Consider the following 23,940-nt stretch of genomic DNA (forward strand, 5'->3'; position numbering starts at 1 on the left):
ACAAGGTGCTCAGGGAAATGCGGCTCAGCGGGCCGGGGACAGCTCCGCGCGGAGGTCGGCGACCGTGGTCACCGGGGCCCGGCAGGTGAAACGGCGGCACACGTAGGCCGCGGCCTCCCCGCCGACCAGGCCCCGGCCCGAAAGCAGCGGGACCTCACCGGCGCGCTCGACCGGCGCGCGGGCCACGACCAGCCCCGGCACGTCGGCGAGCAGTGCGGCGCGGTGCAGCGCGTCGGCGGCGGGATCGGCGTCCGGGCCGACGATCGCCACCTCCACCGGCCCCGAGAGCGCGGCGCGCGCCACCGCCAGCCCCCACCCGGCGAACCGGGAGTGCCGCCCGGCGAGCACCGACACCGTGCCGAGCGCGGCCTCCGCCGCCTCCCGGTGCCGGGCCGAGCCGGTCAGCGCGGCATGGGCCAGCAGCGCCCCGGCCGCGGCGAACTGCCCGGACGGCGTGGCGTTGTCGGTAGGGTCCTGCGGGCGCTGGAAGAGGCGCTCGGCGTCGTCGGCGGTGTCGAAGAAGCCGCCCGCGCCGTCGGCGAACCGGTCGAGGATCACGTCGAGCAGTTCGCCCGCGCGGCGGAACCAGCGGGTCTCGCCGGTGACGGAGTACAGCGCGAGCAGGCCCTCGGCGACGTCGGCGTAGTCCTCAAGGACGCCGGCGTTGGCGGAGGCGCGGCCGTCGCGGGAGGTGCGCAGCAGGCGCCCGCCGTCCAGGTGGACCTCGTCGAGCAGCACCGCGGCGTCGCGCGCCGCCTGGACCAGGTCGGGGCGTTCGAAGACCGCGCCGGTCTCGGCGAGCGCGGCCACGGCCAGGCCGTTCCAGGCCGCGACCACCTTGTCGTCTCTGCCGGGGCGCACCCGGCGCTCGCGGACGGCGAGCAGGGCCTCGCGCACGCGGGCCAGCCGTCCTGCGTCATCTGGGTCGTCGAGCAACCGCAGCACCGACGTGCCGTGCTCGAAGTTCCCCTCGTCGGTCACGCCGAAGACCTCCGCCGCCCACGCGCCGTCGGCGTCGCCGAGCGCCTCGCGCAGCCCCTCGGGGGTCCAGACGTAGAAGCGGCCCTCCTCGCCCTCGCTGTCGGCGTCGAGCGCGGAGGCGAACCCGCCCTCGGGCGTGCGCATCTCGCGCACCAGCCACTCCGCCGTCTCCAGCGCCACGCGCCGCGCCGGCGGCGAACCGCCGGAGCGCCACCAGTGCGTGTAGACCCGCAGCAGCAGCGCGTTGTCATAGAGCATCTTCTCGAAGTGCGGGACGATCCACTCGGCGTCCACGCTGTAGCGGGCGAAGCCGCCGCCGAGCTGGTCGTAGATGCCGCCCCTGGCCATCGCGTCGAGCGTGACCTCGGCCATCTCCGCGGCCTCCGCCGACCGCTCGCGCAGCAGGAACTCCAGCACCATCGACGGCGGGAACTTCGGCGCGCCGCCGAACCCGCCGCGCGCCGCGTCGAAGGCCCCGGCCAGGTCGCGCACGGCCGCGCCCAGGGTCTCCTCCGTCGGCACCGGCCCTGACGGCAGCGCGGCCCGCTCCGTCAGCGCAGCGACGATCTTCGACCCCTGCCCGAGCACCGCGGGCCGGTCGTTCTCCCAGGCGCCGGAGACGCCCAGCAGCAGCCGCTGGAACTGCGCCCTGGGGAAATAGGTGCCCGTGTAGAACGGATGCCCGTCGGGTGTGGCGAAGACCGTCATCGGCCACCCGCCGCTGCCCGTCATGGCCTGGGTCGCGCCCATGTAGACGGCGTCGACGTCGGGGCGCTCCTCGCGGTCGACCTTGACGTTGACGAAGTGCTCGTTCATCAGCTTGGCGGTCGCGTCGTCCTCGAACGACTCGTGCGCCATGACATGACACCAATGGCAGGCCGAATAGCCCACGGAGATCAGCAGCGGCACGTCGCGCCGCCGCGCCTCCTCGAAGGCGTCCTCGCCCCACTCCCGCCAGTCGACGGGATTGTCGGCGTGCTGGAGCAGATACGGGCTCGTGGCGTCGCGCAGCCGGTTCACGTTCGTCAGCCTATCCACGCCGTCCCGCGCCAATCCTCCGGCTGTAGTGGGCGATGCCCCGCAGGCGTAGGCTCAGGTCGCGTGGATCTCGATTTCGTCTGCACATACGCGGGCCGCCCGGCCGCGACGCTCACCCGCAGAGACGTCGCCCGCGCGCTGCTGGCCGCGCCGTCCGGGGTGGCCCTGGTGGCACTGCCCGACCTCCGCCGGGCCCTTACCGAAGCGGGGAACCCCCTGTCCGCGCCGTTCTGGGACTCCGCCAAGGCGACCCTGAGCGCGATCGAGTCCGGCGCGGCGACGGTCGGCGACGTCCGGCGCTGGCTGGAGGCCACCGGCACCGAGCCGATCCTGCTGACCCGCGGCTACTTCGTCTGGCCCGACGAGGACGAGCGCGGCGAGGCCACCGCCGAGATGCACGACCTGTTCGTGGCCTACCTGGAGGAGCAGGTGACGGCGGGGACGATCGACCCGGACGCCCTGGCGTCCGGCGACCCCTCGGCGCGGCTGGCCTACGAGGAGCTCCAGGAGCGCTGGCTGTCCGAGCCGCTGCCGGACGACGGCCGGGTGCCGATGACCGTGGTCGGCGACGAGCTGGACCGCGAGCTGGAGGAGGCCTGGGACGAGGAGGAGGCGTTCGCGCTCAGCGAGCTGCGCCGGGTCGTCGGCGAGCTGCCCGAGCCGCCGCTGCCCGAGGGCGAGCTGCGTGCCGTGACCGCGCGGCTGCGCGAGGTGCTGGCCGGTCCCGGCTACCCCGGCAGCGTGCTGCGGGCCTGCGCCGGTTTCGAGGGCGAGCCGCTGCCCGCCGACGACGCCGACCTGTGGCTGCGGGTCGCGGCGGGGGTGTCCGGGCCGATGTCCGACCTGTCGGAGGAGGACGACACCGTCGAGGAGTTCATCGACCTCGAAGGCGAACTCGGCCACGAGGACTCCGTGCTGGCCGCGCTGTGCGCCATCCACCACGCCGACTGGCTGGCCGCGGTTACGGCCCTGGCCAGGCGGGGCCCCGGGGTGCTGGCCTCACCTGAGCGGATCGCCCGGCTGATCGCCGAGTCCGAGGACGTCGAGACCGACGAGGACGACCCCGACGACGTCGAGGCCACGGAGATGCTGTTCATGTCGGTCATCCCGCTGTGGGCGGAACTGGGCGTGGTCGACCACGAGGAGGTGCTGACCCCGCTCGGCTGGTGGGGCCTGCCCAAGGCACTCGAACGTGCCTGGGACCGCACGCAGTGACCCGCGCGGGGCGGGGTCAGGAGCCGGGGCCGGCTTCGACCGCCTCGCGGTAGTCGTCGGCCACCAGGTCGAGGTATTCGGGGTGGCGGCGGATGTAGTCGGCGACGAACGGGCACGCCGGGGCCACCGCCAGGCCGGTGTCACGGCTGGCGTCGAGGGCGGCCTTGGCCAGCTTCGAGCCGAGGCCGCGTCCGCCGTACGACTCGTCGATCTCGGTGTGCGTGATGACGATCTTGTCTTTGCGCAGGCGGTAGTCGGCGAAGCCGGCGAGCGCGCCGTCCACGAAGATCTCGAAGCGGGCGGCGTCGACGTTGTCGGTGACGCGGATCTCCTCGGCCATCAGCGCGCCCCCATCAGCGTCGTCAGCGTCGTCAGTGTCGTCAGCGTCGCCATCAATGGGCCCCGTTGGGCTTGGGCTCGCCGTTGGCGGCGCCGTTGCCCTTGGCGGCGGCCTCGCTCTCGCGGATCTCGTCCTCGTACGGGACCTCGATCTTGGACATCTGCTTGTTCATCGACTTGACCAGCATGAAGAGGGCAGCACCGAGCGCGGCCACGACGAGGAACCCGAGCAGCCCCGGGCTGACGTTGCCGATCGTCGAGTTGAAGACGTTCACCCCTCCAGTCTGCCACCCGCCCCGCCCGGTGCCCGCGCGGCGGTGGTGGCGGGCAGGTCGGTGGCGGACGGGTCAGGGGCAGGCGGGGGACGCCTGGGCGGAGGCGTCGGTGACCACGCAGGCCTGGGGGCGGGCGCCGTCGATGCCGGTGAACAGGTCGTTCTCAGGGAGATCGGTGTCGACCAGCGACCTGGCCAGGTGGTAGTCCTCGGTCGGCCAGATCTCCATCTGCAGCTCGCGCGGGCAGACGAACCAGAACCCGTCGGGATCGACCTGCGTGGCGTGCGCCAGCAACGCCCGGTCGCGGGTCTCGAAGTGGCCCGAGCACGGCACCTTCGTGGTGACCGGCCACTTCTGCGGGCGGTCCTCCCAGCGGGAGATCCAGTCGGCGTACGGCGAGCCCATCCCCCGCGTGTTCATCGCCTCGTGCAGCGCCTCGAATCGCTCCTTGCTGAACCCCATGTGGTAGTAAAGCTTCAGCGGCTGCCAGGGCTCGCCCGCGTCCGGATAGCGGTCAGGGTCGCCGGCCGCCTCGAACGCCTCCACCGACACCCGGTTCGTCATGATGTGGTCGGGGTGCGGATAGCCGCCGTCGTCGTCGTAGGTGAGCATCACATGCGGCCGGAACTCGCGGACCGCCGCCACCAGCGGGGCCGCGGCCACATGCAGCTCCTGTACTGCGAAGCAGCCCTCCGGCAGCGGCTCGCTCTCGTCCTCGGGCAGCCCGGAGTCGACGAAGCCCAGGAAACGCTGCGATACGCCGAGGATCTCGCGCGCCCGCTCCATCTCCTCACGGCGGACGTCGGTCATGTTGGCGAGGATCTCCGGGCGGTCCATCTTGGGATTCAGGACGGAGCCGCGCTCGCCACCGGTTAGGGTGCATACCAGCACGTCAACGCCCTCCGCGACGTAACGTGCCATGGTCGCGGCGCCCTTGCTCGACTCGTCGTCGGGGTGCGCGTGAACGGCCATCAGCCTCAGCGGTGCACTCACGGGCCTCGGTGTCTCCTTGTGGTTCGGAACCTGGGCTCCGGGGAGGTGGGCGGGCCGCCGACGGCGGATCGCCCCGGCAACATGGTTCTTCCCCCCGGGCAGGCGCGGAGGCGGAACCCCCGCGAGGGACAATTGTCTCGGATAACGCCGAGGGAGTGCAGGGAGATTCCACGATGATCGCCAGCGAGGCCGAGCCGCACCGGCCGACAGCACCGGTGCTCGGCACACCGGACGATCTGCCCGAACGGGCCGACGGTCCGGCGCGCCCCGGGCGTTTCATCGTCCACTTGGTCATCGCGGTGCTGGTGGCGATCGCGGCGGGCGGCTGGGGCTACGTGATGTGGGCGTCCAAGGGCGACACCGAGGTGATCGACCAGGTGATCACGTTCAACGCGGATCGTCCCGACTCCGTGAGCATTACCTACGAGATATACAAGCCTTCCGATCAGGCCGCACTTTGCCGCCTGCGCGCCACCGACGTGAACCACATCGAAGTGGGCACCAAGGAGGTCACTATTCCCGCTGGTGAGAGCTATGTCCAACGCTCAGACCAGCTCGGGACGAGCGCCCAGGCGACTTCGGTTCACGTCCAGTACTGCTATCTCGTATAGTGAGACATTTGGGGAAGCGTTCGCGGCGCGGGCTTGTTAGCCTGTCGAAATTCAGATGTGTCCGTGGCATCACCGAGAGCAGTGCCCCCGTACGAGTGAGCAAGGAGAACCCGTGGCCGACTCCCACGACCAGAGCGTCACCTGGCTGACCCAGGAGGCGTACGACCGCCTGAAGGCGGAAATGGAGTACCTCTCTGGCCCGGGGCGTACCGACATCGCCAAAAAGATCGAGGCCGCCCGGGAAGAAGGCGACCTGCGCGAGAACGGCGGCTACCACGCGGCCAAGGAGGAGCAGGGCAAGATGGAGGGCCGCATCCTCCAGCTCCGCCAACTCCTGGACAACGCCCGCGTCGGGGAGGCGCCCCGCACCGAAGGCGTCGTCGGCCCCGGTATGACGGTCACCATCCGCTTCGGCGGCGACGAGGAGGAAGTCACCTTCCTGCTGGCGTCCCGCGAGGAGAGCGGCGCCCCGATCGACGTCTACTCGCCGAAGTCCCCGCTGGGCTCGGCGATCAACGGCAAGAAGGTCGGCGAGAAGGCGACGTTCACCCTGCCCAACGGCAGGCAGAACACCGTGGAGATCCTTGAGGCGGTGCCCTACGTCGGCAACTGACCGGCGACCGCGCCACACATTCCGGCACTGATCGACGGACGACGATCCGCCGCGGGCCCAAAACGGGACACCGCGGCGGATTTTCTCATCGACACCGGCAATTCCCCGGTAAGTTTCACGTAGGCATGCGTACCACGCGGCACGTGCGGCATGCTCGTAAAGGCGGCGGTCAAGGGCGGAACCTGCGGCGGGAAGGGGTGGTGTCGTGCTCGACGAGCGGGCGCGCGCTCCCTACGGTCATCCGCATATGCCCTACCGGCACGGGACGTCACGGCGATTCCGGCGTGCCGTCCCCGCCATCGCGGTGACCCTCGTCATCGTGATCACCACCGACGTGGTGGTGATCAGCGAGCTGTCCCGCCGCCGCGCCAAGTCGCCGGAGAACTCCCAGCTCGCCGCGGCCCCCTGGCGGCTGAGCAACGGATACGTCGCCCGGCCCACTCCAGGAACGCCCAATCCGGCCCAGAACCCAACGCAGAACCCAACGCGGAACACCGCGCAGGCCCCGGTCCGGCCCGCCGCCCAGGCGGAGCCCGTCCGCCCGCTGGGCGACCTGCACGCCCCCCACCTGTTCGCGGTGACGCGCCGTCCGCTCACCCAGGCCGCGCTGTCCAAGGTCACGGCACTGCACGGGGTGCGCGCGGTGGAGGTGGCCGACGCCGCCGAGGTCGCGATCGACGGCAAGCGCGTCCAGACCCTCGGCGTCGACCCCTCGACCTTCCGCGCCTTCACCCCGCGCCCCACCGCCAAGTCCGACGCCCTGTGGGGCAACATCGCGGGCGGCGACGCCGCGGTCTCCTTCGTGCTCGGCAACGACGGCGGGCTGAGCCTCGGCCGTACGGTCAACGCCGGAAACCGCACCCTGCGCGTCGGGGCCTACGCCACCATGGGCATGGGCTCCATCGACGCGGTCGTCTCCCGGCCCACCGCCCGGTCACTGGGCATCCCGCAGAACAACGCGCTGGTGGTCAGCGCCCCCAAGAAGGACACCGCCAAACTGCGCAGGGCGCTGCTGCGCGCCCTGCCCAAGGGCTCCCAGGTCGCCACCATCAACCCGGTCCTCATACGGCCCAAGGGCACCGTACAGCCCCAGGGACAGACCTCCTGGCCCGCGGGGACCCTGATGAGCGTGGCCCAGATCGAGACCGCCCTCAAGGCGGCGGTCTCCAAACTCGGCCGCCCCTACGTCTGGGGCGCCGAGGGCCCCGACACCTTCGACTGCTCGGGCCTCGTCCAGTGGGCCTACGCCCAGGCCGGCGTCCGCATGCCCCGCGTCACCCACCAACAGTGGGTCACCGGCCCCCAGATCCCCCTCTCCCAGGCCCAACCCGGCGACCTCATCTTCTGGCGCCACGACCCCACCAACCCCGGCTACATCTCCCACGTAGCCATCTACTGGGGCAACGGCCAAATGCTCCAGGCCCCCCGCACCGGCGACGTGGTCAAAATCTCCCCCGTAAGCGCCAGAAACCTCGCCGGCGTAGTAAGAGTCAGCCCCCAAATAGCCGCCCGCACCCGCTAACCCCACCACCAGGCGACCGCGCGGCCAACCGTCGATGCGGACGGAGGACGGGGCTCCGGGCCGCAGGGGCCGCGGCAGGGCGGGGGCGTGGTCCGGTGGAGGCCGTCGCGGGCGCTGGACAGTGAACCCCAAGGTCTGACCGGGCCGGGCCGCTGGGTATGGGGCCGGCGGGAGGGGCCGGATCGACGCCCCCAGAGGCGGCCGCATGCGTCCCCTGCCGCTTACGACATGGCCGCGTGGGCGGGCCGATGTCCGGTCAGGGGACCGGGATCAGGCGGTTGGCGCGGTCGGGTGGGGATTGGTCGGGGGCGGTCGGGGGGTTGGGGTTGGGGGGGTCCGGATTGGGGTTGGTGGTTTCTTCGGGGCCGGGGGGGCCGGTCTCCGGGGGGTTCTCTTCGGTGGGGGGCGGGCCGTCGGTGGGCTCGTCGGTGGGCTGGGGTGGGGACGGCTCGGTCGGGGTGATCTCGGTGGGCTGGGGGTCGGGGGTGTAGCGGTCGTCCTGGTCGCGGTCGCGGTTCCAGTACGGCTCGTCGTCGACGGACGGGCCCCAGCCTCGGTCGGACGGCTCGGGGAACTCCTTGACCGGCTCGCCTTCCATTGCCACCGTCATGAACGCCTGCCAGACGCGCGCCGGGAGCGTGCCGCCGTACAGGGCGCCGTAGCCGGGGACGGTCACCGGCTCGTTGTCGTCGCGGAACATGTCGACCGCCGCCGCCAGTTGCGGGGTGTACCCGGCGAACCAGACCGCCGCCGAGGCGTCGGTGGTGCCGGTCTTGCCCGCCACCGGGCGGCCCCACAGGCGGGCGGCGGTGCCGGTGCCGCCCTCGACGACCTGGGTCATGGCGTAGGTGGCGTCGGTGGCGGTCTGCTCGGAGAAGGCGCGCCGCGCGACCGGCGCGACCTCGGTGGTGGTGCCGTCGGGCTGGGTGACCGAGCGGATCACGTGGGCGGCGTTGTGCATGCCGCCCGCCGCGAAGGCGGCGAAGCCGGACGCCTGCTGGACCGCGCTGACCGAGGCGACGCCGAGCGGGAGGGTCGCCGCCGAGGCGTGCGGGTCGATCTGGGCGGCGGGCAGGCCGACGGCCTTGGCCGTCTCGGCCACCTTGTCCAGTCCGACCTTCGAGCCGAGGTCGACGAACGCGGTGTTGACCGAGTTACGGGTGGCCGTGACCAGGTTGATCATGCCGTAGGAGGTGCCGCCGGAGTTCTTGACCGGTGAGGACGCCACCCGCATCGGCGAGTTGCCGTTGACCCGGGTGGACAGGTCGTAGCCGTTCTCCAGGGCGGCGGCCAGCGTGTAGGGCTTGAACGTGGACCCGGCCTGGACCTTGGCGGAGAAGGCGTTGTCGTACTGCGAGGAGCGGTAGCGCCCGCCGTAGAAGGCGACCACCTCGCCGGTCGCCGGATCGACCGCGGCCAGCCCGGTGCGGACCTTCTTCGGGGTGGCCTCGGGCAGCGTGGAGGTGACCGCCTTCTCGGCGGCGGCCATCAGCTTCTTGTCGAAGGTGGTGGTGACCTTCAGGCCGCCCTGGTTGAGGTCCTCGTCGTCGAAGCCGCGCCAGGCCAGTTCGGCCCTGACCTGGTCGAGCATGTAGTTCTCCTGGCCCTTGGGGGCCAGCGCGGTCTTGTACTTGGCCAGCTTGGGGAAGCGCTGCTCGGCGACCTGCTCCGGAGTGAGGGCGCGGATCTGCGTCATCGCGGTCAGCACGGACCGCCACCGGTCGGTGGCGGCGGTCAGCGCCTCGCCCTTGGGGTCGGCGTAGCGGGACGGCTGCTGGATGACCGCCGCCAGGTAGGCGCCCTGGGCGATGGAGAGGTCTTCCACGTCTTTCCCGAAGTATGCCTGGGACGCCGCCTGCACGCCCCACGCCCCCCGGCCGAAGTAGATCGTGTTCAGGTACTGCTGCAGGACCCAGTCCTTGGACTTGGACTGGTCGACCTTCAGCGCGACCATGATCTCTTTGAACTTGCGGGTGAGCGAGCGCTCCTGGTTGAGGCCGCTGTAGTAGTTGCGGACCATCTGCTGGGTGATCGTGGAGCCGCCCTGCACCTGCTTGCCGGTGACCGTGGACCACACGGCCCGCGCGGTGCCGCGCAGTGAGACGCCCTTGTCCTCGTAGAACGTGCGGTTCTCGGCGGCGATCACCGCGTCGCGCACGTGCTTCGGCACCCGTTCCAGCTTGACCGTCTTGCGGTTGACGCCCTGCTTGGCCAGGACGGTCTTGCCGTCTCGGTAGTAGATCACCGAGCCTTGCGCCACCGCCTGCTTCTGGGCCGCGTCGGGGATCGGGGTCAGGGCCCAGGCCACGCCGAAGAGCGCGATCGCCAGCAGGAGGCCCGCGCCGAACGCGATGAGCGTGTAACGGACGAACCGCCGCTTGAGCATGCCTTTCTCCTCACCGTCCCCCGACGACAGCTTGACGGAGCGATCCAGGGTAAACGACCGATGACTATGCTTCGGTCTCCCTCGACTTTACGTCTCCCCTGGCAGATGGCGCGGCACATCGGTCACCAATGGCATCACTCGGTATGGGATGGGCGTGTCAAGGGCGATGACGGATGACGACCTGACGACCCCGTGCACGTCCACGATGAGGTCGATCACCCTTTGCAGGTCGGCGTTGCTGCGCGCGACGACCCGGCACAGCATGTCACCTCCTCCGGTGATGGTGTGCACCTCCAGCACCTCGGGGATCAGCGCCAGCCGGTCCACCACGGGCTCGTGCCCGCTGACCTGACGGATCTGCAGCGTCACGAACGCGGTGACGTCGTAGCCGAGGGCCTTCTCGCTCACCTGGGGGCCGAACCCGGTGATGACCCCTCGCTCGGACAGCCTGTCGAGGCGGGCCTGGACGGTGCCACGCGCCACACCCAGCCGCCGTGAGCACTCCAGCACCCCGAGTCGTGGTTCGGCGGCGAACAGTTCGATGATCCGGGAGTCCAGCCTGTCGATCGTCATGGTTGCACAGCGGTCCTCGTCATCCGGAATGGGCAGTTATGCACATTGTCCACTAAATCAGGTAGGTGTTGCGCAACAAGGTCACTCATACCAACAGTTGCTGCTATGAGCGACAACTTTCCCGTCAACGGGATGGACTCGGTAGTCTTCGCCGTCGGCAACGCCAAGCAGGCCGCCCACTACTACTCGACCGCTTTCGGCATGCGCGTGGTGGCCTACCGCGGCCCCGAGAACGGCAGCCGTGACGAGGCCGCGTACGTGCTCACGTCCGGCAGCGCGCGCTTCGAGCTGCGCGCCCCGGTGCGGGCCGGCACCGACCTGGCCAGGCACGTGGCCGAGCACGGCGACGGAGTCATCGATCTCGCCATTGACGTACCGGACGTGGAGGCCGCCTACCGGCACGCCGTGAACAACGGCGCGCGCGGCCTGGCCGAGCCGTACACGACCCAGGACGAGCACGGGAAGGTGACGCTCGCGGCCATCGCGACGTACGGCGAGACCCGCCACACCCTTGTCGGCCGCAGCGAGTACAGCGGTGTCCACCTGCCGGGCTACGTGCCCGCCGAGCCGCTGGTCGCCCCGCCCGCCAAGCGGTTCTTCCAGGCGGTGGACCACTGCGTGGGCAACGTCGAGCTCGGCCGAATGGACGAGTGGGTCGAGTTCTACAAGCGCGTCATGGGCTTCACCAACATGGCCGAGTTCGTCGGCGACGACATCGCCACCGAGTACTCGGCGCTGATGTCCAAGGTCGTCGCGGACGGCTCGCGCAAGGTGAAGTTCCCGCTGAACGAGCCCGCCGTCTCCAAGCGCAAGTCGCAGGTGGACGAGTACCTGGAGTTCTACGGCGGCCCCGGCGTCCAGCACGTCGCCCTGGCCACCGGCGACATCCTGGCCGCCGTGGACCACATGCGCGCGGCCGGCGTGCAGTTCCTGGACACCCCCGACTCCTACTATGAGGACCCCGAGCTGCGCGCCCGCATCGGCGAGGTCCGCGCGCCCATCGAGGAGCTGCGCTCGCGCCGCATCCTGGTGGACCGCGACGAGGACGGCTACCTGCTGCAGATCTTCACCAAGCCGGTGCAGGACCGGCCTACGGTGTTCTTCGAGCTGATCGAACGCCACGGCTCGCTCGGCTTCGGCAAGGGCAACTTCAAGGCCCTGTTCGAGGCGATCGAGCGGGAGCAGGAACTTCGCGGCAATCTGTAGCTGGCGCGTCACGTGGAGTCGCCGGATCGTCTCCCGTAGGCTGCCGTCATCGGCCCGGGACCTCTTCCCGGGCCATTCGGCACCCGGGAAGAGGTCATGCGGCATATCGGCCGGTTCGCTCTGGCGTCCACCACGATCTTCAGCCTGCTCGCCTGCACGGCGTCCAGCGGGGAGAGCGAGCCCGCCTCCGGGCCCCCGCCCACCGGCGACGGCCGGCCGGGGGCCCTCGGGATCGGCGACCCCGACTTCCCGCTCGACGGCAACGGCGGCTACGACGTGCGCCACTACAGCCTGCGGCTCGACTACGACCCGGCCGTGAAGAAGCTCGACGGCCAGGCCGTCATCCGCGCCAACGCCGTCCAGGACCTCTCCCGCTTCAACCTCGACCTCTCCGGCCTCGACGTCCGGTCCGTCAGCGTCGACGACTCGCCCGCCACGTTCAGCCGAGACGGCGACGAGCTGACCGTCACCCCGGCCGAGGTCCTGCGCGACGGCGCGGCCTTCGCCGTCAAGGTCGAGTACGGCGGCCGCCCCGAGCCCATCCGCGACGCCAACAACCTCGGCGTCTACGGCTTCATCCCGACCGCCGACGGCGCGTTCGTGACCGGCGAGCCCAACGGCGCCAAGACCTGGTTCCCCGCCAACGACCACCCGGCCGACAAGGCCACCTACGACTTCGAGATCACCGTCCCGAAAGGACTGACCGCGCTGGCCAACGGCGAGATGGTGGGCAAGCCCCGCCAGACCGACGGCAAGACCACCTTCGTCTGGCGCGAGACCCACCCGATGGTCACCTACCTGGCCACCATGACGCTCGGGAAGTTCGACCTGCGCACCGGCAAGACCGCCGCCGGGGTGCCCAACCTGGCCGCCACCGACCCGAAGTACCGCTCGTCGCTGAACGACCTCTACACGACCTCCGGCAAGATCACCGACTACTGGAGCTCGGTCTTCGGCCCCTACCCGTTCGGGTCCACCGGCGGCGTCGTGGACGACTACGCGGCGGGCTACGCGCTGGAGAACCAGACCAAGCCGATGTACGGCGGTTTCGCCCCCGACGAGGGCATCATCGCCCACGAGCTGGCCCACCAGTGGTTCGGCAACAGCCTGAGCATCCGCCGCTGGCAGGACCTCTGGCTGAACGAGGGCTTCGCCACCTACGCCGAGTGGCTGTGGTCCGAGCACACCGGCAAGCAGTCCGCCGAGCAGATCTTCCAGGGCCACTACCGGAGCGAGGCCAGCCCGATGTGGGAGTACCCGCCGGGCAAGGCCAGGCCCGACGACCTGTTCAACAGCTCGGTCTACACGCGCGGCGGCATGACCCTGCACGCGCTGCGCCAGCGGATCGGCGACACCGCGTTCTTCGACCTGCTGCGCGCCTACAATGCGCGCTACGAGTACGGCAGCGTGACCACCGACGAGTTCGTGGACATGGCCGAGCGGCGCTCGGGCAAGAAGCTCGGCGAGCTGTTCAAGGCGTGGCTGTTCACCCCGGCGCGGCCCACCGACTGGTGAGTCAGCCGAAGTTGAGCTTGTAGCCGTCGCGGCGCAGCGCGCCGAGCACCTCTTCGCAGTGGCCTGGGCCCTTGGTCTCGACCTGGAGCAGCACCTCGACCTCGTCCAGGTGCAGGCGGACGCCGACCCGCTCGTGCACCACGTCCAGGACGTTGGCGCCGAGGCCGGCCAGCCGTCCGAGCAGGTCGGCCAGCGCGCCGGGACGGTCGGCCAGGCGGATGCGGAAGGCCAGGTAGCGCCCGGCGGCGGCCAGGCCGTGCCGCAGCACCTTGGCCATCAGCAGCGGGTCGATGTTGCCGCCGGACAGCAGCACGACGACCGGCGGCTCGAAGGCGTGCGGCCGGGACAGCAGCGCGGCGACCCCGGCCACGCCCGCCGGTTCCACGACGAGCTTGGAGCGTTCGAGCATCAGCACCAGGGCCTGGGACAGCTCTTCCTCGGTGACCGTGACCACGCTGTCGACCAGGTAGTGGATCAGTTCAAACGGCAGGTCGCCCGGCCGTCCGACGGCGATGCCGTCCGCCACCGTGGAGGCGGGCTCGACCATCACCGGCTGCCCGGCGGCCAGCGACGCGGGGAACGCGGCGGCCCGTTCGGCCTGCACGCCGACGACCCGCACCCCCGGGCGCACCGACTTCGCCGCGAGCGCCACCCCGGCCGCGAGGCCGCCGCCGCCGACCGGCACCACGATGGTGGCGGCCTCGGGGAGCTGCTCAAGGATCTCCAGCCCGATGGTGCCCTGGCCGGCCACCACGTGCGGGTGGTCGAAAGGGTGGATGAACACCGCCCCGGTCTGCTCGGCGTGCTCCTTGGCGGCCTCCAGCGCGACGTCCACGGTGTGCCCGGCGAACACCACGTCGGCCCCGTACGCGCGGGTCGCGGCGACCTTGGGCAGCGGGGCGCCCTCGGGCATGTAGACGGTGGACTTGGCGCCGACCAGCCCGGCGCCGAGCGCCACGCCCTGGGCGTGGTTGCCCGCGCTGGCCGCGACGACCCCCCTGGCCTTCTCCTCGTCGGTCAGCCCGGCGATCCTGACGTAGGCGCCGCGCACCTTGAACGAGCCGGAGCGCTGCAGGTTCTCGCACTTGAGGTGGACGGGGCCGCCGACGGTCTCGGAGAGGACCCGCGAATGCAGCACGGGCGTTCGCACCGCCACGCTCGCCAGCAGGCCCCTGGCGGCGACCACATCCTCATACGTCACCTGCGGGTTGTTCATGGGACAAGTCTCCCATCGGCCGGCCGGAACCCCTTCACGCCCCGGTGGTGAACGGGTTCCGGCCGGCCGCTACTTGAGGGCGTTCACTTGAGGGCTCCGGCCGTCATGCCCGCCTGGACCCGGCCCTGCAGGAGGGCGTAGACGACGAGGATCGGCACCATGGCGATGGTGAGGCCCGCGAACAGCCCCGACCTGTCTCCGGCGTATCCCTGTTCCACCGCGAGGTTGGCCAGGCCCTGCGACAGCACGAACTTGCTGTCGTCGCTCACCAGCACCAGGGGGATCAGGTACTGGTTCCACTGCCCGATGAAGTTGAAGATCCCCACGCTGATCAGCCCCGGCTTGGCCATCGGCAGCATGATCTTGAAGAAGATCGTGCTCTCCCCGCATCCGTCCAGCTTCGCGGCCTCGGCGATCTCCTCTGGCAGCGTCCGGAAGAACGCCACCAGGAAGAACATGGAGAACGGCAGCGAATACGCCGTGTAGACCAGGATCAGCCCGGGCAGTGAGTTGGCCAGTCCCAGGTTCTGCACGACGAAGAACAGCGGGACGAGCGCCATGAAGACCGGGAAGGTCATCCCGGCGATGAAGAAGTAGTAGATCGCGCTCTTGAGCCGGAACTCGAAGCGGGCCAGCACGTACGCGGCCATGGCCGACAGCAGCAGCGTCAGCGCGACGCCACCGCCGACGACCACGAGGGTGTTGCCGAAGTAGGTCCCGATCGACGCGGTCTCCCAGGCCCGTACGAAGTTCTCCCAGCGCAGCGCGCCCGGGAGCGACCACGGATCGGCCACGATCTCGGGGTCGGACTTGAACGAGCTGATGACGGCCCACAGCAGCGGCAGGGTCGAGACGACGGCCCACAGGACCAGGAACGCCTGGGCGACGGCGATCGTCGGCCCTGAGGACCGGGCCTTCCCGGTGCGCGACCGCCGCGAACCGGTGGCGGCCCCCGGCCCGCTCACCCGGTCGTGCGTGGCGGTGGTCATCAGAATTCGATCCTCTCTTTGCGGGTCGCGCGCAGGGTGAGTGCGGACAGGACGAGCGTGACGACGAAGAGCACCACGCCCATCGCCGAGGCGTAGCCGAACCGGCCGTAGGAGAAGGCGTTCTGGTAGAGGTAGAACGCCCCGACCTGGGTGGAGTCGTTCGGCCCGCCGGCGGTCATGATCTGCACGATGGCGAACGCGTCCAGCGCCGCGATCCCCAGGTAGACCGCCGAGGTCCGGATGTTCTCCCAGATCAGCGGAATCGTGATGCGGAAGAGGACCTGGGTCCGCGACGCGCCGTCGAGCACGGCCGCTTCGAGCAGCGAGGCGGGGATCGCCTTGATCCCGGCGGTGAACAGCACGACGTAGAAGCCGACGCCGTTCCAGACCAGTACGGCCAGCACCGCCCAGAACGCCAGGCTCTCGTCACCGAGCCACGACGGCTGGATCTCCCCCAGGCCGATGGCCCGCAGTCCGCCGTTGATGAGGCCGTTGATCGGGTTGTAGATGTTCTTCCACAACACGCCGATGATCGCGATCGACAGGATGTAGGGGAAGAAGTACACGACCCGGTAGAACTTCGCGCCCCGCACGCCGCGCGGCTCCCCGCCCCGGGGCCCGCCCGCGGCGTTGAGCATGAAGGCGAGGAACAGTCCCAGCCCTATGGTGATGACGGGCAGGGTCACCAGGAGGATCAGGTTGTTGCGGAGTGCCTGCCAGAACACCGGGTCGCCGAACAGCTCGGCGAAGTTGGCGAACCCGATGATCTCGATCTCGGAGGACAGGCCCCGCCAGTCCGTGAGGGCGATGTAGAACGCCTGCACGTACGGCGAGGCCACGAACACCCCGTACAGGATCACCGGCACCGCGAGGAAACCGGCGATGAAGCGGCCATGGTTGGTCTTGCGCATGAAACGCCCGACCTAGTCCCGGGCCTTGTCGGTGAGACGCTGGGCCTCCTTGGCGAGCTGGTCGGCCTTCACTTCACCCTTCATGAACCGGCCCATGACGTTGGCGATGTCGTTCCACAGGCGGCTGTCGCGGGTGTCGACGGTGACGCCGAACACGTTGTCGCCCGCCTCCTTCAGCGCGTCGTCGATGGAGACGAGTCCGTGCTTGGCGTCCTTGGGCAGCTTGGCGTTGCGGTTGGAGGAGAGCGTGCCCGCCTTGGCGATGAAGTTCTCGGCGCCCTCGTTGGAGAGCATCCCCCGCAGGAACTCAAGGCCCCCGGCGCTGTTGGCGGCGTCGCGCGGCACCACGTACGGCTCGCCCGCCTTCGCGCACAGCGCGCCGAACGGCCGGTCGTCGGAGGCGGTGATCGACGGCACGCGGCAGATCGACATGTCGAAGCCGGCCGGGACGCTGTCCCCCATCTCGTTCTCCAGCCAGGACCCGCAGGGCACGAATCCGGCCTTCTTCTGCAGGAACTGCGTCTGGGCGTCGGTGTGGCTCAGCCCGGAGCTGCCCTTGAGCACCCAGCCGTTGGCGGGGATCGCCTCGAACGCCCGCAGCGCGGTGACGGTCCGCTCGTCGGTCCAGGCGTCGGCCGCGAAGCCGTTGATCTTGTCGATGACCTCCTGGCCGCCGACCTTGTAGATCATCGAGGCCAGCCACCAGAACATGTAGTACGGGAACTGGCCGGGGTAGGTCCACGGCGCGATCCCGGCGGTGGCCATGTTCTCGCACAGGTCGAGGTAGCCGTCCCAGGTCTTCGGGTAGGTCCAGCCCTTCTCCTCGAACAGCGAGGCGCTGTACCACGCGCCGTACGCGCCGTAGGAGTAGTTCAGCACCACGAACTGGCCGTCGTGCGTGCCCACCTGCACAACGCCGGGGCGCAGCGAGTCGCCCACGGTGACCGCTGGATCGCTCCAGGAGGGGGCCGCCAGCAGCGGGTCGAGCGGCAGCAGCGCCTTGTCGGCGACGAGCGAGCCGTAGTCGATGGCGTTGGACCCGGAGTTGTTCACCAGGTCCGGCGGGTTCTTGGCGACGAAACGCGGCTGGAGCGTCTGCTGGATCTGCTGGGTGGCGGTCTGGGTGATCTTGGCGGCCGGGTGCTTCGTCTTGTACAGGTCCACGGGCAGCTTGATGTAGGCCTGGCCGTACCCGCCGTCGAAGACGATCACCTCTACGGGCGCATCCGAGGCCACCGCGAACGGGTTGGCGGGATCGACCGCCCCCGTCGGGGAGGCGGCGGCGGTCGGGCGGCTGCCGCCGCCGCTCGTGGCGCAGCCGGCCAGCGCGCCCGCGACGGGGGCCAGGGCCATGAACGCCAGGAGAGAACGGCGGGCCGGCTGGAACGGCGAGGGACGATCGTTCATTTGGGATGCACCTTCCACAGGACACGCGATCTTTTGACGATCCTGAGTAAGGTAAGCTACCTTACTCATATGGTCACAGCAACAACCAGTTCGTGGAACTCCTTCGACCAGGCCTTTAGCAGCCAACCCGAGACCCTGACCCACCTTGCCACGGCGTTGCCGGACCAGCTCGACCGCCACCGGGGCAGCGGCGCGGAGCGCCTGGTGGTGTTCGGGATCGGGGCGAGCCACGCCGCCGCCCACGTCCTCGTGGCGGAGTGCTCCGCACGCGGGATACCGTGCGAACTGCTGACCGGAGCCGACTTCACCGCCGCCCAGGTACGGCCCGGCACGACGTACCTCGGAATCTCCCAGTCGGGGCGCAGCGTCGAGATCGTGCGCGCGTTGTCGGAGGTCCCCGAGGAGTCCCGGATGAGCGTCGTCAACCGGATCCCATCGCCGGTGGCCGACCTGACGCCCCGGCATCTGTGGCTGGGCGACGTGCCCGACTCCCGGGTCTCGACCATCGGCTACACGGCGACCGCGCTGGCCATGGCCCTGCTGGCGGAACACCTCACCGGCGACCTGGACGGGAAGCGCTGGATCCGGTTCGGCGAACGGCTGGCCGGGGTGATCAGGGAGCGGCGCGGCGACGCCGTCCGCGTCGCGGTCGACCTGCTGCGCGCCGGTCACATCGACCTGGTCTCGTCGGGGGCCGGGCTGGCCGCGGCCGAAGGCGGCTCGCTGCTGATCCGCGAGGGCGTCGGCAGGCCCGCCGCGAGCTTCGACACCCGCTCCTACCTGCACGGCTTCATGGACAGCGCCAAGCCGGGGACGGTCCACCTGATCGTGAACCGGGGGGCAGAGGCGCTGCTCGCCCGGCAGTTGGCCGACCACGGCGCGACCGTCCACCTCATCGGAACCGACCCCATCGAATACGCCGGAACCGGCCCTCTGTACCAGATCGAGCTGCCCGGGATGACCGACGCCGAGCTGTCGATCGCGTCGAGTGTGATCCTGCAGATGGTCGTCCAGGAGGCGTGCTCGGCCATCGGCAGGCGCCCCGAGGACCCGGTCTTCGTCCGGATGGACACGAAGGTCGTGTCGGCCGCGTGAACACGGTGGATCAGCCGCGCCCCGGCGTCGCGGGCCTCGACATCGGCGGCTCGTACCTGCGGGTCCACATCGAGGAGGCGGCCACCGGCGAACCGCTCGCGGCCGAGACCCGGCCCAACACGGACTGGAACGACCGGTCCACGACCGGACGGGCCCGGTTGATCCGCGACGTCCTGCGCCAGGTCACCCCCGAGGGCGTGACGCTCGCCGCGGTGGGCGTGGGAGCCAGGGGCTGCGACTCCGACGCGATGACCAAGGACCTCCAAGCCGCCGTGGCCGCCGAACTCGGCCCGGACGTGGCCGCGGCCGTCTGCAACGACGCCCTCCTGGTCGGCCTGGCCAGCGGCCGGGACCACGCGCTCTCGGTGATCGCCGGAACCGGCGCGGTGGTCGGCGGCCGGACGGCGAGCGGCGCCACCGTGCTCACCGACGGCTGGGGCTGGCTGCTCGGCGACCACGGCAGCGCGCCGCGCATCGTGATCGACGCCCTCCGCCACTACACCGCCTGCCTCGACCGCGGCGAGATCGACCCCGTGTTCCGCCCGTTCGTGGCCGACTCCTTCGGCCTCACCGACGACCGCCGCCTCCCCGGCGCCCTCACCCGCTCACGCGAGGAGCTGGGCGGCCTCGCGGCGGGCGTCTTCGACCGCGCGGCGGCGGGCTCGCCCTGCGCCCGGCGGGCCATCACCGACAACGCGGAACGGCTGGCCGGCAGCGTGGCCACCGCCCTGCGCCTCGGAGTCCAGGCCGACGCCGTGGTCGGCGCGGGCGCGGTCATGGTCGGGCAGCCCGCCTTCCAGGCCGCGTTCGCCTCGGGGCTGACCGCGCGGGACGTCTCGCTGCCGCTGTCGATCCTGGACACCGAGCCGGTCTACGGCGCGGTCCGGCTCGCCCACCTGGCACTGCCGAACGATGAGGAGCAACTCACGTGACATCGCACCTGCGCCGGCTCGCCCTCGGCACCGTGCTGCCCGCCTTCGAGGGCACCACCGCGCCGCCCTGGCTGCTCGACCTGCTCCGCGAGGGGCTGGGCGGCGTCATCCTGTTCGGCCGCAACATCGTGACGCCCGAGCAGGTCGCCGCGCTGGTGCGGCAGATCCTCGACGTCCGCCCCGACGCCGTCGTCGGCATCGACGAGGAAGGCGGCGACGTCACCCGGATCCACCACGACAGCGGCAGCCCCTACCCCGGCAACCGCGTGCTGAGCGAGCACGACGATCTGGACGCCACCCGCGCGGTCGGCCGGGGCATCGGCGCGGAGCTGCGCGAACTGGGCGTCAACTTCAACCTCGCGCCGATCGGCGACTACGTGACCGACGGGCACAGCCCGCTCACCACCCGCTCGTTCGGCCGCACGCCCCGCCACAACGCCGAACACGCGGCGGCCTGGGTCGAGGGCCTGCAGAGCGCGGGCGTGGCGGCGTGCCTGAAGCACTATCCGGGGCTCGGCGGGTCGCTGCTGGACTCGCATCTGGCGCTCGGCCGGGTCGCGGCCGGCCATGCCGAGTTCACCGCCGAGCACCTGCCGACCTTCACGCGCGGCGCGCGGGCGAACGTCGCGAGCATGATGACCGCCCACGTCGTGGTGGACTGCCTGGACCCCGCCGCGCCCACGACGCTGAGCGAGACCGTGATCTCCCGCCTGCTGCGCGACGAGATCGGCTACGACGGCGTGGTCATCTCCGACGCGCTGGAGATGCACGGCGTGCTGAACCACGCCTCGTCCCTGCCCGCCGCCGCCGTCGGCGCGCTGCGCGCCGGGGTGGACGCCTTGTGCCTGGGCGCGGAGCAGTACGAGGACGCGACCAGGGCCGTCGTGGACGCGATCGTCGCCGCCGCCGAGTCCGGTGAGCTGACGGTGGAACGGCTGGAGGAGGCCGACCGGCGGATCCGGACGATGGCCCGCGACTATCCCGGCACTCCAGGCCTTCCCGGCTCGGCCGACACCTCGGCGGAGCGGTCGATCGGGCGCGCGGCGGCGTGGGGCGCGACCAGGGTCGAGGGGGACGTGTCGATCGCGGGCGGCGGCGTGCGTCTGGTGACGTTCGACGACCGCACGTCCATCGCGGCCGGGCCGGTTCCCTGGGGCATCGCGCGGGAGTTGCGCGAGGCCGGCGTCGCGTTCGCCGATCATGTGCTGAGCCCGCCGATCCACGACCTTCCCGACCTCTCGGACGCCGGGCCGACCGACGTCGTCGTGGCCGTGGTGCGTGACCTGCCGCGTCATCCCGAGAGCGCGGAGGTCTTCGCGCGGCTGCGCGTACCGCGCCTGATCGTCGTCGACATGGGCTACCCCGGAACGGAGTATCCTCGTGCCTCCGGCGTGATCCGGACCTTCGGCGCGTCCCGTGCGAGCGCGGCCGCCGCCGTCCGTGCCCTCACCGCCCTCACCGCGCCCACCCGGGCAGGCACGACTCCGATTGGATGACGACGTGCGTTCCGTTGAACTCCCCCCGACTCAGCGGCACGTCCTGAGCCACACGCTCGGTCAGGGCTCGACCACCCGGCCACGGCTGCTCGCGGCCACGGGCCTGTCGAAGCCGAGCGTCAACGACGCGGTGAGTTCGCTGGAGGCGGCCGGATACGTACGCCGCAACGGCAGGCACGTTCCCGTGACGGGCAAGCCCGCCGTGCTGTTCGAGGCCGCCGACGAGGTCGGCTGGGCGCTCGGGATCGACCTGGGCGGCTCCCACGTCGAGCTGCTGGCCGTCGATCTCGCCGGCGTGGACGCCACGCACGTGTCCGTCGCCGAACCCGCCCGCTCCGGCGCGGCCCGCAGGCGGGAGCCGTCCCCGGCCATCCTGGAGCAGGTCGCCGGGCAGCTCGCCGAATGGTGCGGCCGGGCGGACGGCCGGCAGCGGCTGCGGGCCGTGACGATCGCGGTCCCGCAGATCATCGACGCCGGGCGCCGCCAGGTCTCCCCCGCCGACGCCGACCGGGAGCAGGGGGCCGTCGCCGCGCTGCTGCGCGCGCTCGCGGACCACTACGACGGCCCGGTGCGGCTGGAGAACAACGTCAACTGCTCGGCGGTGGCCGAGATGCGGATCGGTGCGGGCGCCGAGACGCCGAGCCTGGCCTACCTGCAGCTCGGCGTCGGCGTCGGCGCCGGGATCATCACCGAGGGCCGCCTGGTCCGGGGCGCGCACGGCGCGGCGGGCGAGCTGTCGCGCCTGCCGTACCCGTGGGCGCCCGACGCCCCTGAGCAGGTGTCGCGGTACGCCATGGAGGACCGGCTGGCCGCCTCCCGCCTGGCCGACGCCTACCGATCGAGGTCGCCGGAGGCCGCCGGCTTCTCCGTCGGCGGCGTGGTGCGGGCGATCCTGGCCGAGGTGGCCGCGGGTTCGGCCGAGGCGGGGGCCCTCCTCGACGAGTACGTGCAGGACGTCGCCAGGGCGTGCGTGGCGCTCGCGGCCGTCACCGATCCGGACATCGTGGTCATCGGCGGAGAGATCGGCGACGCGCCCGAGGTGGTGCGCGCGGTGCAGGCGGCGGCCCGGCCGCTGCACGAGTTCGTGACGGTCACCGGCAGCGTCATCGGCGCCCTGGCCACCGTCCTCGGCGCGGCCATCCTCAGCCTCGAAGAGGCGCACGGGGAGCTCCTCGGCGAGTACGCGCTCCACGCGGCGCCGGCGATCGACCGCCTGACCCCGGGGCCGAGGACGTGACCGTCAGGACGGCCCCGGGTCAGCCGAGGCCGGCGCTAACGCGGGCGACCTCGCCGGGCATCGACAGGAACGGGGAGTGCGAGGCTCCAGCGAGACCGTGGACGTCGGGTTGCCCGGGAACGCGGCGTCGGCCTCGGCGATGAACCTGCCCTGGAGCGCGGGCCGGATGTACACGCATTCTGCTGAGATCTCTTAGTGTTCGTAGCGGCTCGGGGTGGAGAAGACGAGCAGGGACGCCGTGAAGCCGTGCACGTGATTCTGGCCGCCGACCGGGCCGACCTCGCCCGCCGCGAAGAACCCGGCGACGCCGATCGGCCCCAGGGTGTCGCGGACCGCGAGGGGATCGTGGTCGGCGCTGCCGAACATCGACGAGCCGCGCCCGTTGCAGGAGAACAGCAGCGCGCCGTCCACACTGCCGAACTCCTGGCGGTGGGCGTCCAGCAGCTCGTACAGGTCCTCGTCGGCGGTGCGGGCGTCACGCACCTGGAAGCGCACGGTGCGGCCGATGTCCAGCACGTCACCGATGGCGACCGCCTCGCGCTCGGGGTCGATGCCCAGCACGCCGCGGATCAGGAAGTCGCCGCGCTCGTGCCGTTCGGCGTACTCGTCCATGGCCACGCCGATCTGCAGGCCGGAGGCGACGAGTTCGCGCTCGTCCTCCTCCAGGCCGCTGACGATGTCCTCCAGGCGCGCCAGGGCGGGCTGCCCGGCCAGTTCGAGCAGCAGGTTCTCCTCGGCCCTGGTCACCACCATGGACGGGCCGATGGGGCGGCAGCCCTGGCTGACCACGGTGGTCACCGCGATCGGGCCGCCCAGGACGACGCCGATGGCGCCCTCCTCGTAGACCTCGCCGTCGACGAACAGCCGCACAGAGCCCCGGCCGCGCAGGCCGTTGGCCAGGCCGCCGATCAGCGGCAGGTCGCCGAGGACCTCGGCCGAGCGCTCCACGAACGCGTCGGTGGGGAAGCTGTAGGGGTCGGACAGGATGATGGCGACCTGATCGTCACGGAGGCGTTCGGGCAGACCCACCACCACGAACCGGTCGTGGGTGCGCAGCGTCTCCAGCGCGAACGGCGTGACCCTGGCGCCGTCCAGCGTGGCGGCCCAGGCGCTCACGGCGGAGTTCAGCTCCACTCCCCTGGAGTCGCCGATGACGCCCGTGGCGCTGCACCCGATCACGTGCGCCCCCGGCGCCATCCGCATGGCCCGGTGACCGGCCTTCGCCACGTCGTCCGGGTCCTCGCCGCAGATGAAGAAGCAGACGAGCCCGGCGGGGGCGCTGAGCCCGGCCAGCGCCTGCGCGACCGCGGCCTCCGCGGCGTCCTCAAGATCTGGTCCGACGGCGAGACCGTCGGCGATGCGACTCGTCAGCAGTGCCACCCGGCTCGCC

General features: G+C 71.2%; 21 protein-coding genes. 10 read left to right on the forward strand and 11 right to left on the reverse strand.

Features of this window, described 5'->3' with window-relative positions:
- Nucleotides 1–24 precede the first annotated feature (24 nt).
- Nucleotides 25–2,001 (reverse strand): thioredoxin domain-containing protein, encoded by a 1,977-nt coding sequence (locus P3X83_RS19290; protein WP_277306605.1) that lies wholly within the window; start codon nt 1,999–2,001, stop codon nt 25–27.
- Nucleotides 2,002–2,082: 81 nt separating this feature from the next.
- On the opposite strand from P3X83_RS19290, the gene P3X83_RS19295 reads away from it, so the two are divergent.
- Nucleotides 2,083–3,234, forward strand: a complete 1,152-nt coding sequence (locus P3X83_RS19295) for a hypothetical protein (RefSeq protein WP_277306516.1) — start codon at nt 2,083–2,085, stop codon at nt 3,232–3,234.
- 16 nt (nt 3,235–3,250) lie between these two features.
- On the opposite strand, the gene P3X83_RS19300 is transcribed toward P3X83_RS19295, so the two are convergent.
- From P3X83_RS19300 to mca, 3 genes are all read right to left on the reverse strand, one after another.
- Entirely contained in the window at nt 3,251–3,574 is a 324-nt protein-coding gene (locus P3X83_RS19300) for a GNAT family N-acetyltransferase (protein WP_277306517.1), read from the reverse strand.
- 52 nt (nt 3,575–3,626) lie between these two features.
- On the reverse strand, nt 3,627–3,848 hold the full coding sequence (locus P3X83_RS19305) for a hypothetical protein (protein WP_277306518.1): 222 nt from the start codon (nt 3,846–3,848) through the stop codon (nt 3,627–3,629).
- A gap of 72 nt (nt 3,849–3,920) precedes the next feature.
- Nucleotides 3,921–4,841, reverse strand: coding sequence for a mycothiol conjugate amidase Mca (gene mca, locus P3X83_RS19310; protein ID WP_277306519.1), 921 nt, complete (start codon nt 4,839–4,841; stop codon nt 3,921–3,923).
- A gap of 173 nt (nt 4,842–5,014) precedes the next feature.
- On the opposite strand from mca, the gene P3X83_RS19315 reads away from it, so the two are divergent.
- The 3 genes from P3X83_RS19315 to P3X83_RS19325 all read left to right on the forward strand — a co-directional run bounded on the left by P3X83_RS19315 (nt 5,015) and on the right by P3X83_RS19325 (nt 7,587).
- Nucleotides 5,015–5,452 carry a DUF4307 domain-containing protein gene (locus P3X83_RS19315; protein WP_277306520.1) on the forward strand — a complete coding sequence of 146 codons (438 nt, stop codon included), beginning with the start codon at nt 5,015–5,017 and terminating at the stop codon, nt 5,450–5,452.
- 112 nt (nt 5,453–5,564) lie between these two features.
- Nucleotides 5,565–6,065 (forward strand): transcription elongation factor GreA, encoded by a 501-nt coding sequence (greA, locus tag P3X83_RS19320; RefSeq protein WP_277306521.1) that lies wholly within the window; start codon nt 5,565–5,567, stop codon nt 6,063–6,065.
- A 205-nt stretch (nt 6,066–6,270) separates the two neighbouring features.
- Nucleotides 6,271–7,587, forward strand: a complete 1,317-nt coding sequence (locus tag P3X83_RS19325; protein ID WP_277306522.1) for a C40 family peptidase — start codon at nt 6,271–6,273, stop codon at nt 7,585–7,587.
- 256 nt (nt 7,588–7,843) lie between these two features.
- Here P3X83_RS19325 and P3X83_RS19330 read toward each other — a convergent pair whose 3' ends face one another.
- Together P3X83_RS19330 and P3X83_RS19335 are read right to left on the reverse strand one after the other, a co-directional pair.
- The gene (locus P3X83_RS19330; protein WP_277306523.1) at nt 7,844–9,973 is read right to left on the reverse strand and encodes a transglycosylase domain-containing protein; all 2,130 of its coding nucleotides are present in this window, start codon (nt 9,971–9,973) and stop codon (nt 7,844–7,846) included.
- A gap of 87 nt (nt 9,974–10,060) precedes the next feature.
- On the reverse strand, nt 10,061–10,546 hold the full coding sequence (locus P3X83_RS19335) for an Lrp/AsnC family transcriptional regulator (protein ID WP_277306524.1): 486 nt from the start codon (nt 10,544–10,546) through the stop codon (nt 10,061–10,063).
- A 105-nt stretch (nt 10,547–10,651) separates the two neighbouring features.
- Between P3X83_RS19335 and hppD the strand changes: the two genes are divergently transcribed.
- Both hppD and P3X83_RS19345 read left to right on the forward strand, forming a co-directional pair.
- Nucleotides 10,652–11,752 carry a 4-hydroxyphenylpyruvate dioxygenase gene (hppD, locus tag P3X83_RS19340; protein ID WP_277306525.1) on the forward strand — a complete coding sequence of 367 codons (1,101 nt, stop codon included), beginning with the start codon at nt 10,652–10,654 and terminating at the stop codon, nt 11,750–11,752.
- Between the two features lie 96 nt (nt 11,753–11,848).
- Nucleotides 11,849–13,267, forward strand: coding sequence for a M1 family metallopeptidase (locus P3X83_RS19345; RefSeq protein ID WP_277306526.1), 1,419 nt, complete (start codon nt 11,849–11,851; stop codon nt 13,265–13,267).
- A 1-nt stretch (nt 13,268) separates the two neighbouring features.
- On the opposite strand, the gene ilvA is transcribed toward P3X83_RS19345, so the two are convergent.
- The 4 genes from ilvA to ngcE all read right to left on the reverse strand — a co-directional run bounded on the left by ilvA (nt 13,269) and on the right by ngcE (nt 17,790).
- Nucleotides 13,269–14,483 (reverse strand): threonine ammonia-lyase, encoded by a 1,215-nt coding sequence (gene ilvA / locus P3X83_RS19350; RefSeq protein WP_277306527.1) that lies wholly within the window; start codon nt 14,481–14,483, stop codon nt 13,269–13,271.
- An 83-nt stretch (nt 14,484–14,566) separates the two neighbouring features.
- Nucleotides 14,567–15,472 carry a carbohydrate ABC transporter permease gene (locus P3X83_RS19355; protein WP_277306528.1) on the reverse strand — a complete coding sequence of 302 codons (906 nt, stop codon included), beginning with the start codon at nt 15,470–15,472 and terminating at the stop codon, nt 14,567–14,569.
- On the reverse strand, nt 15,472–16,383 hold the full coding sequence (locus P3X83_RS19360; RefSeq protein WP_277306529.1) for a sugar ABC transporter permease: 912 nt from the start codon (nt 16,381–16,383) through the stop codon (nt 15,472–15,474). The genes P3X83_RS19355 and P3X83_RS19360 overlap by 1 nt, the downstream gene beginning before the upstream one ends.
- A gap of 12 nt (nt 16,384–16,395) precedes the next feature.
- Nucleotides 16,396–17,790: an N-acetylglucosamine/diacetylchitobiose ABC transporter substrate-binding protein gene (gene ngcE, locus P3X83_RS19365; RefSeq protein ID WP_277306530.1), complete on the reverse strand. Its 1,395-nt coding sequence runs from the start codon at nt 17,788–17,790 to the stop codon at nt 16,396–16,398.
- A 69-nt stretch (nt 17,791–17,859) separates the two neighbouring features.
- Here ngcE and P3X83_RS19370 point away from each other — a divergent pair, with 69 nt between their 5' ends.
- From P3X83_RS19370 to P3X83_RS19385, 4 genes are read left to right on the forward strand one after another with little or no spacing between them, the layout of a single operon-like run.
- Nucleotides 17,860–18,885, forward strand: a complete 1,026-nt coding sequence (locus tag P3X83_RS19370; protein ID WP_277306531.1) for a hypothetical protein — start codon at nt 17,860–17,862, stop codon at nt 18,883–18,885.
- Nucleotides 18,882–19,817: a hypothetical protein gene (locus P3X83_RS19375; protein ID WP_277306532.1), complete on the forward strand. Its 936-nt coding sequence runs from the start codon at nt 18,882–18,884 to the stop codon at nt 19,815–19,817. Before P3X83_RS19370 ends, P3X83_RS19375 begins: the two co-directional genes overlap by 4 nt.
- Nucleotides 19,814–21,313, forward strand: coding sequence for a glycoside hydrolase family 3 N-terminal domain-containing protein (locus P3X83_RS19380; protein WP_277306533.1), 1,500 nt, complete (start codon nt 19,814–19,816; stop codon nt 21,311–21,313). Before P3X83_RS19375 ends, P3X83_RS19380 begins: the two co-directional genes overlap by 4 nt.
- A 4-nt stretch (nt 21,314–21,317) precedes the next feature.
- Nucleotides 21,318–22,550 (forward strand): ROK family transcriptional regulator, encoded by a 1,233-nt coding sequence (locus P3X83_RS19385; RefSeq protein ID WP_277306534.1) that lies wholly within the window; start codon nt 21,318–21,320, stop codon nt 22,548–22,550.
- Nucleotides 22,551–22,742: 192 nt separating this feature from the next.
- On the opposite strand, the gene P3X83_RS19390 is transcribed toward P3X83_RS19385, so the two are convergent.
- Complete coding sequence (locus P3X83_RS19390; RefSeq protein WP_277306535.1) at nt 22,743–23,930, reverse strand: FIST N-terminal domain-containing protein; 1,188 nt, start codon at nt 23,928–23,930, stop codon at nt 22,743–22,745.
- Between the last annotated feature and the right edge of the window lie 10 nt (nt 23,931–23,940).

Origin of the sequence: Spongiactinospora sp. TRM90649, assembly GCF_029382225.1 — a bacterium.
In the GTDB taxonomy this organism is placed as follows: domain Bacteria; phylum Actinomycetota; class Actinomycetes; order Streptosporangiales; family Streptosporangiaceae; genus Spongiactinospora.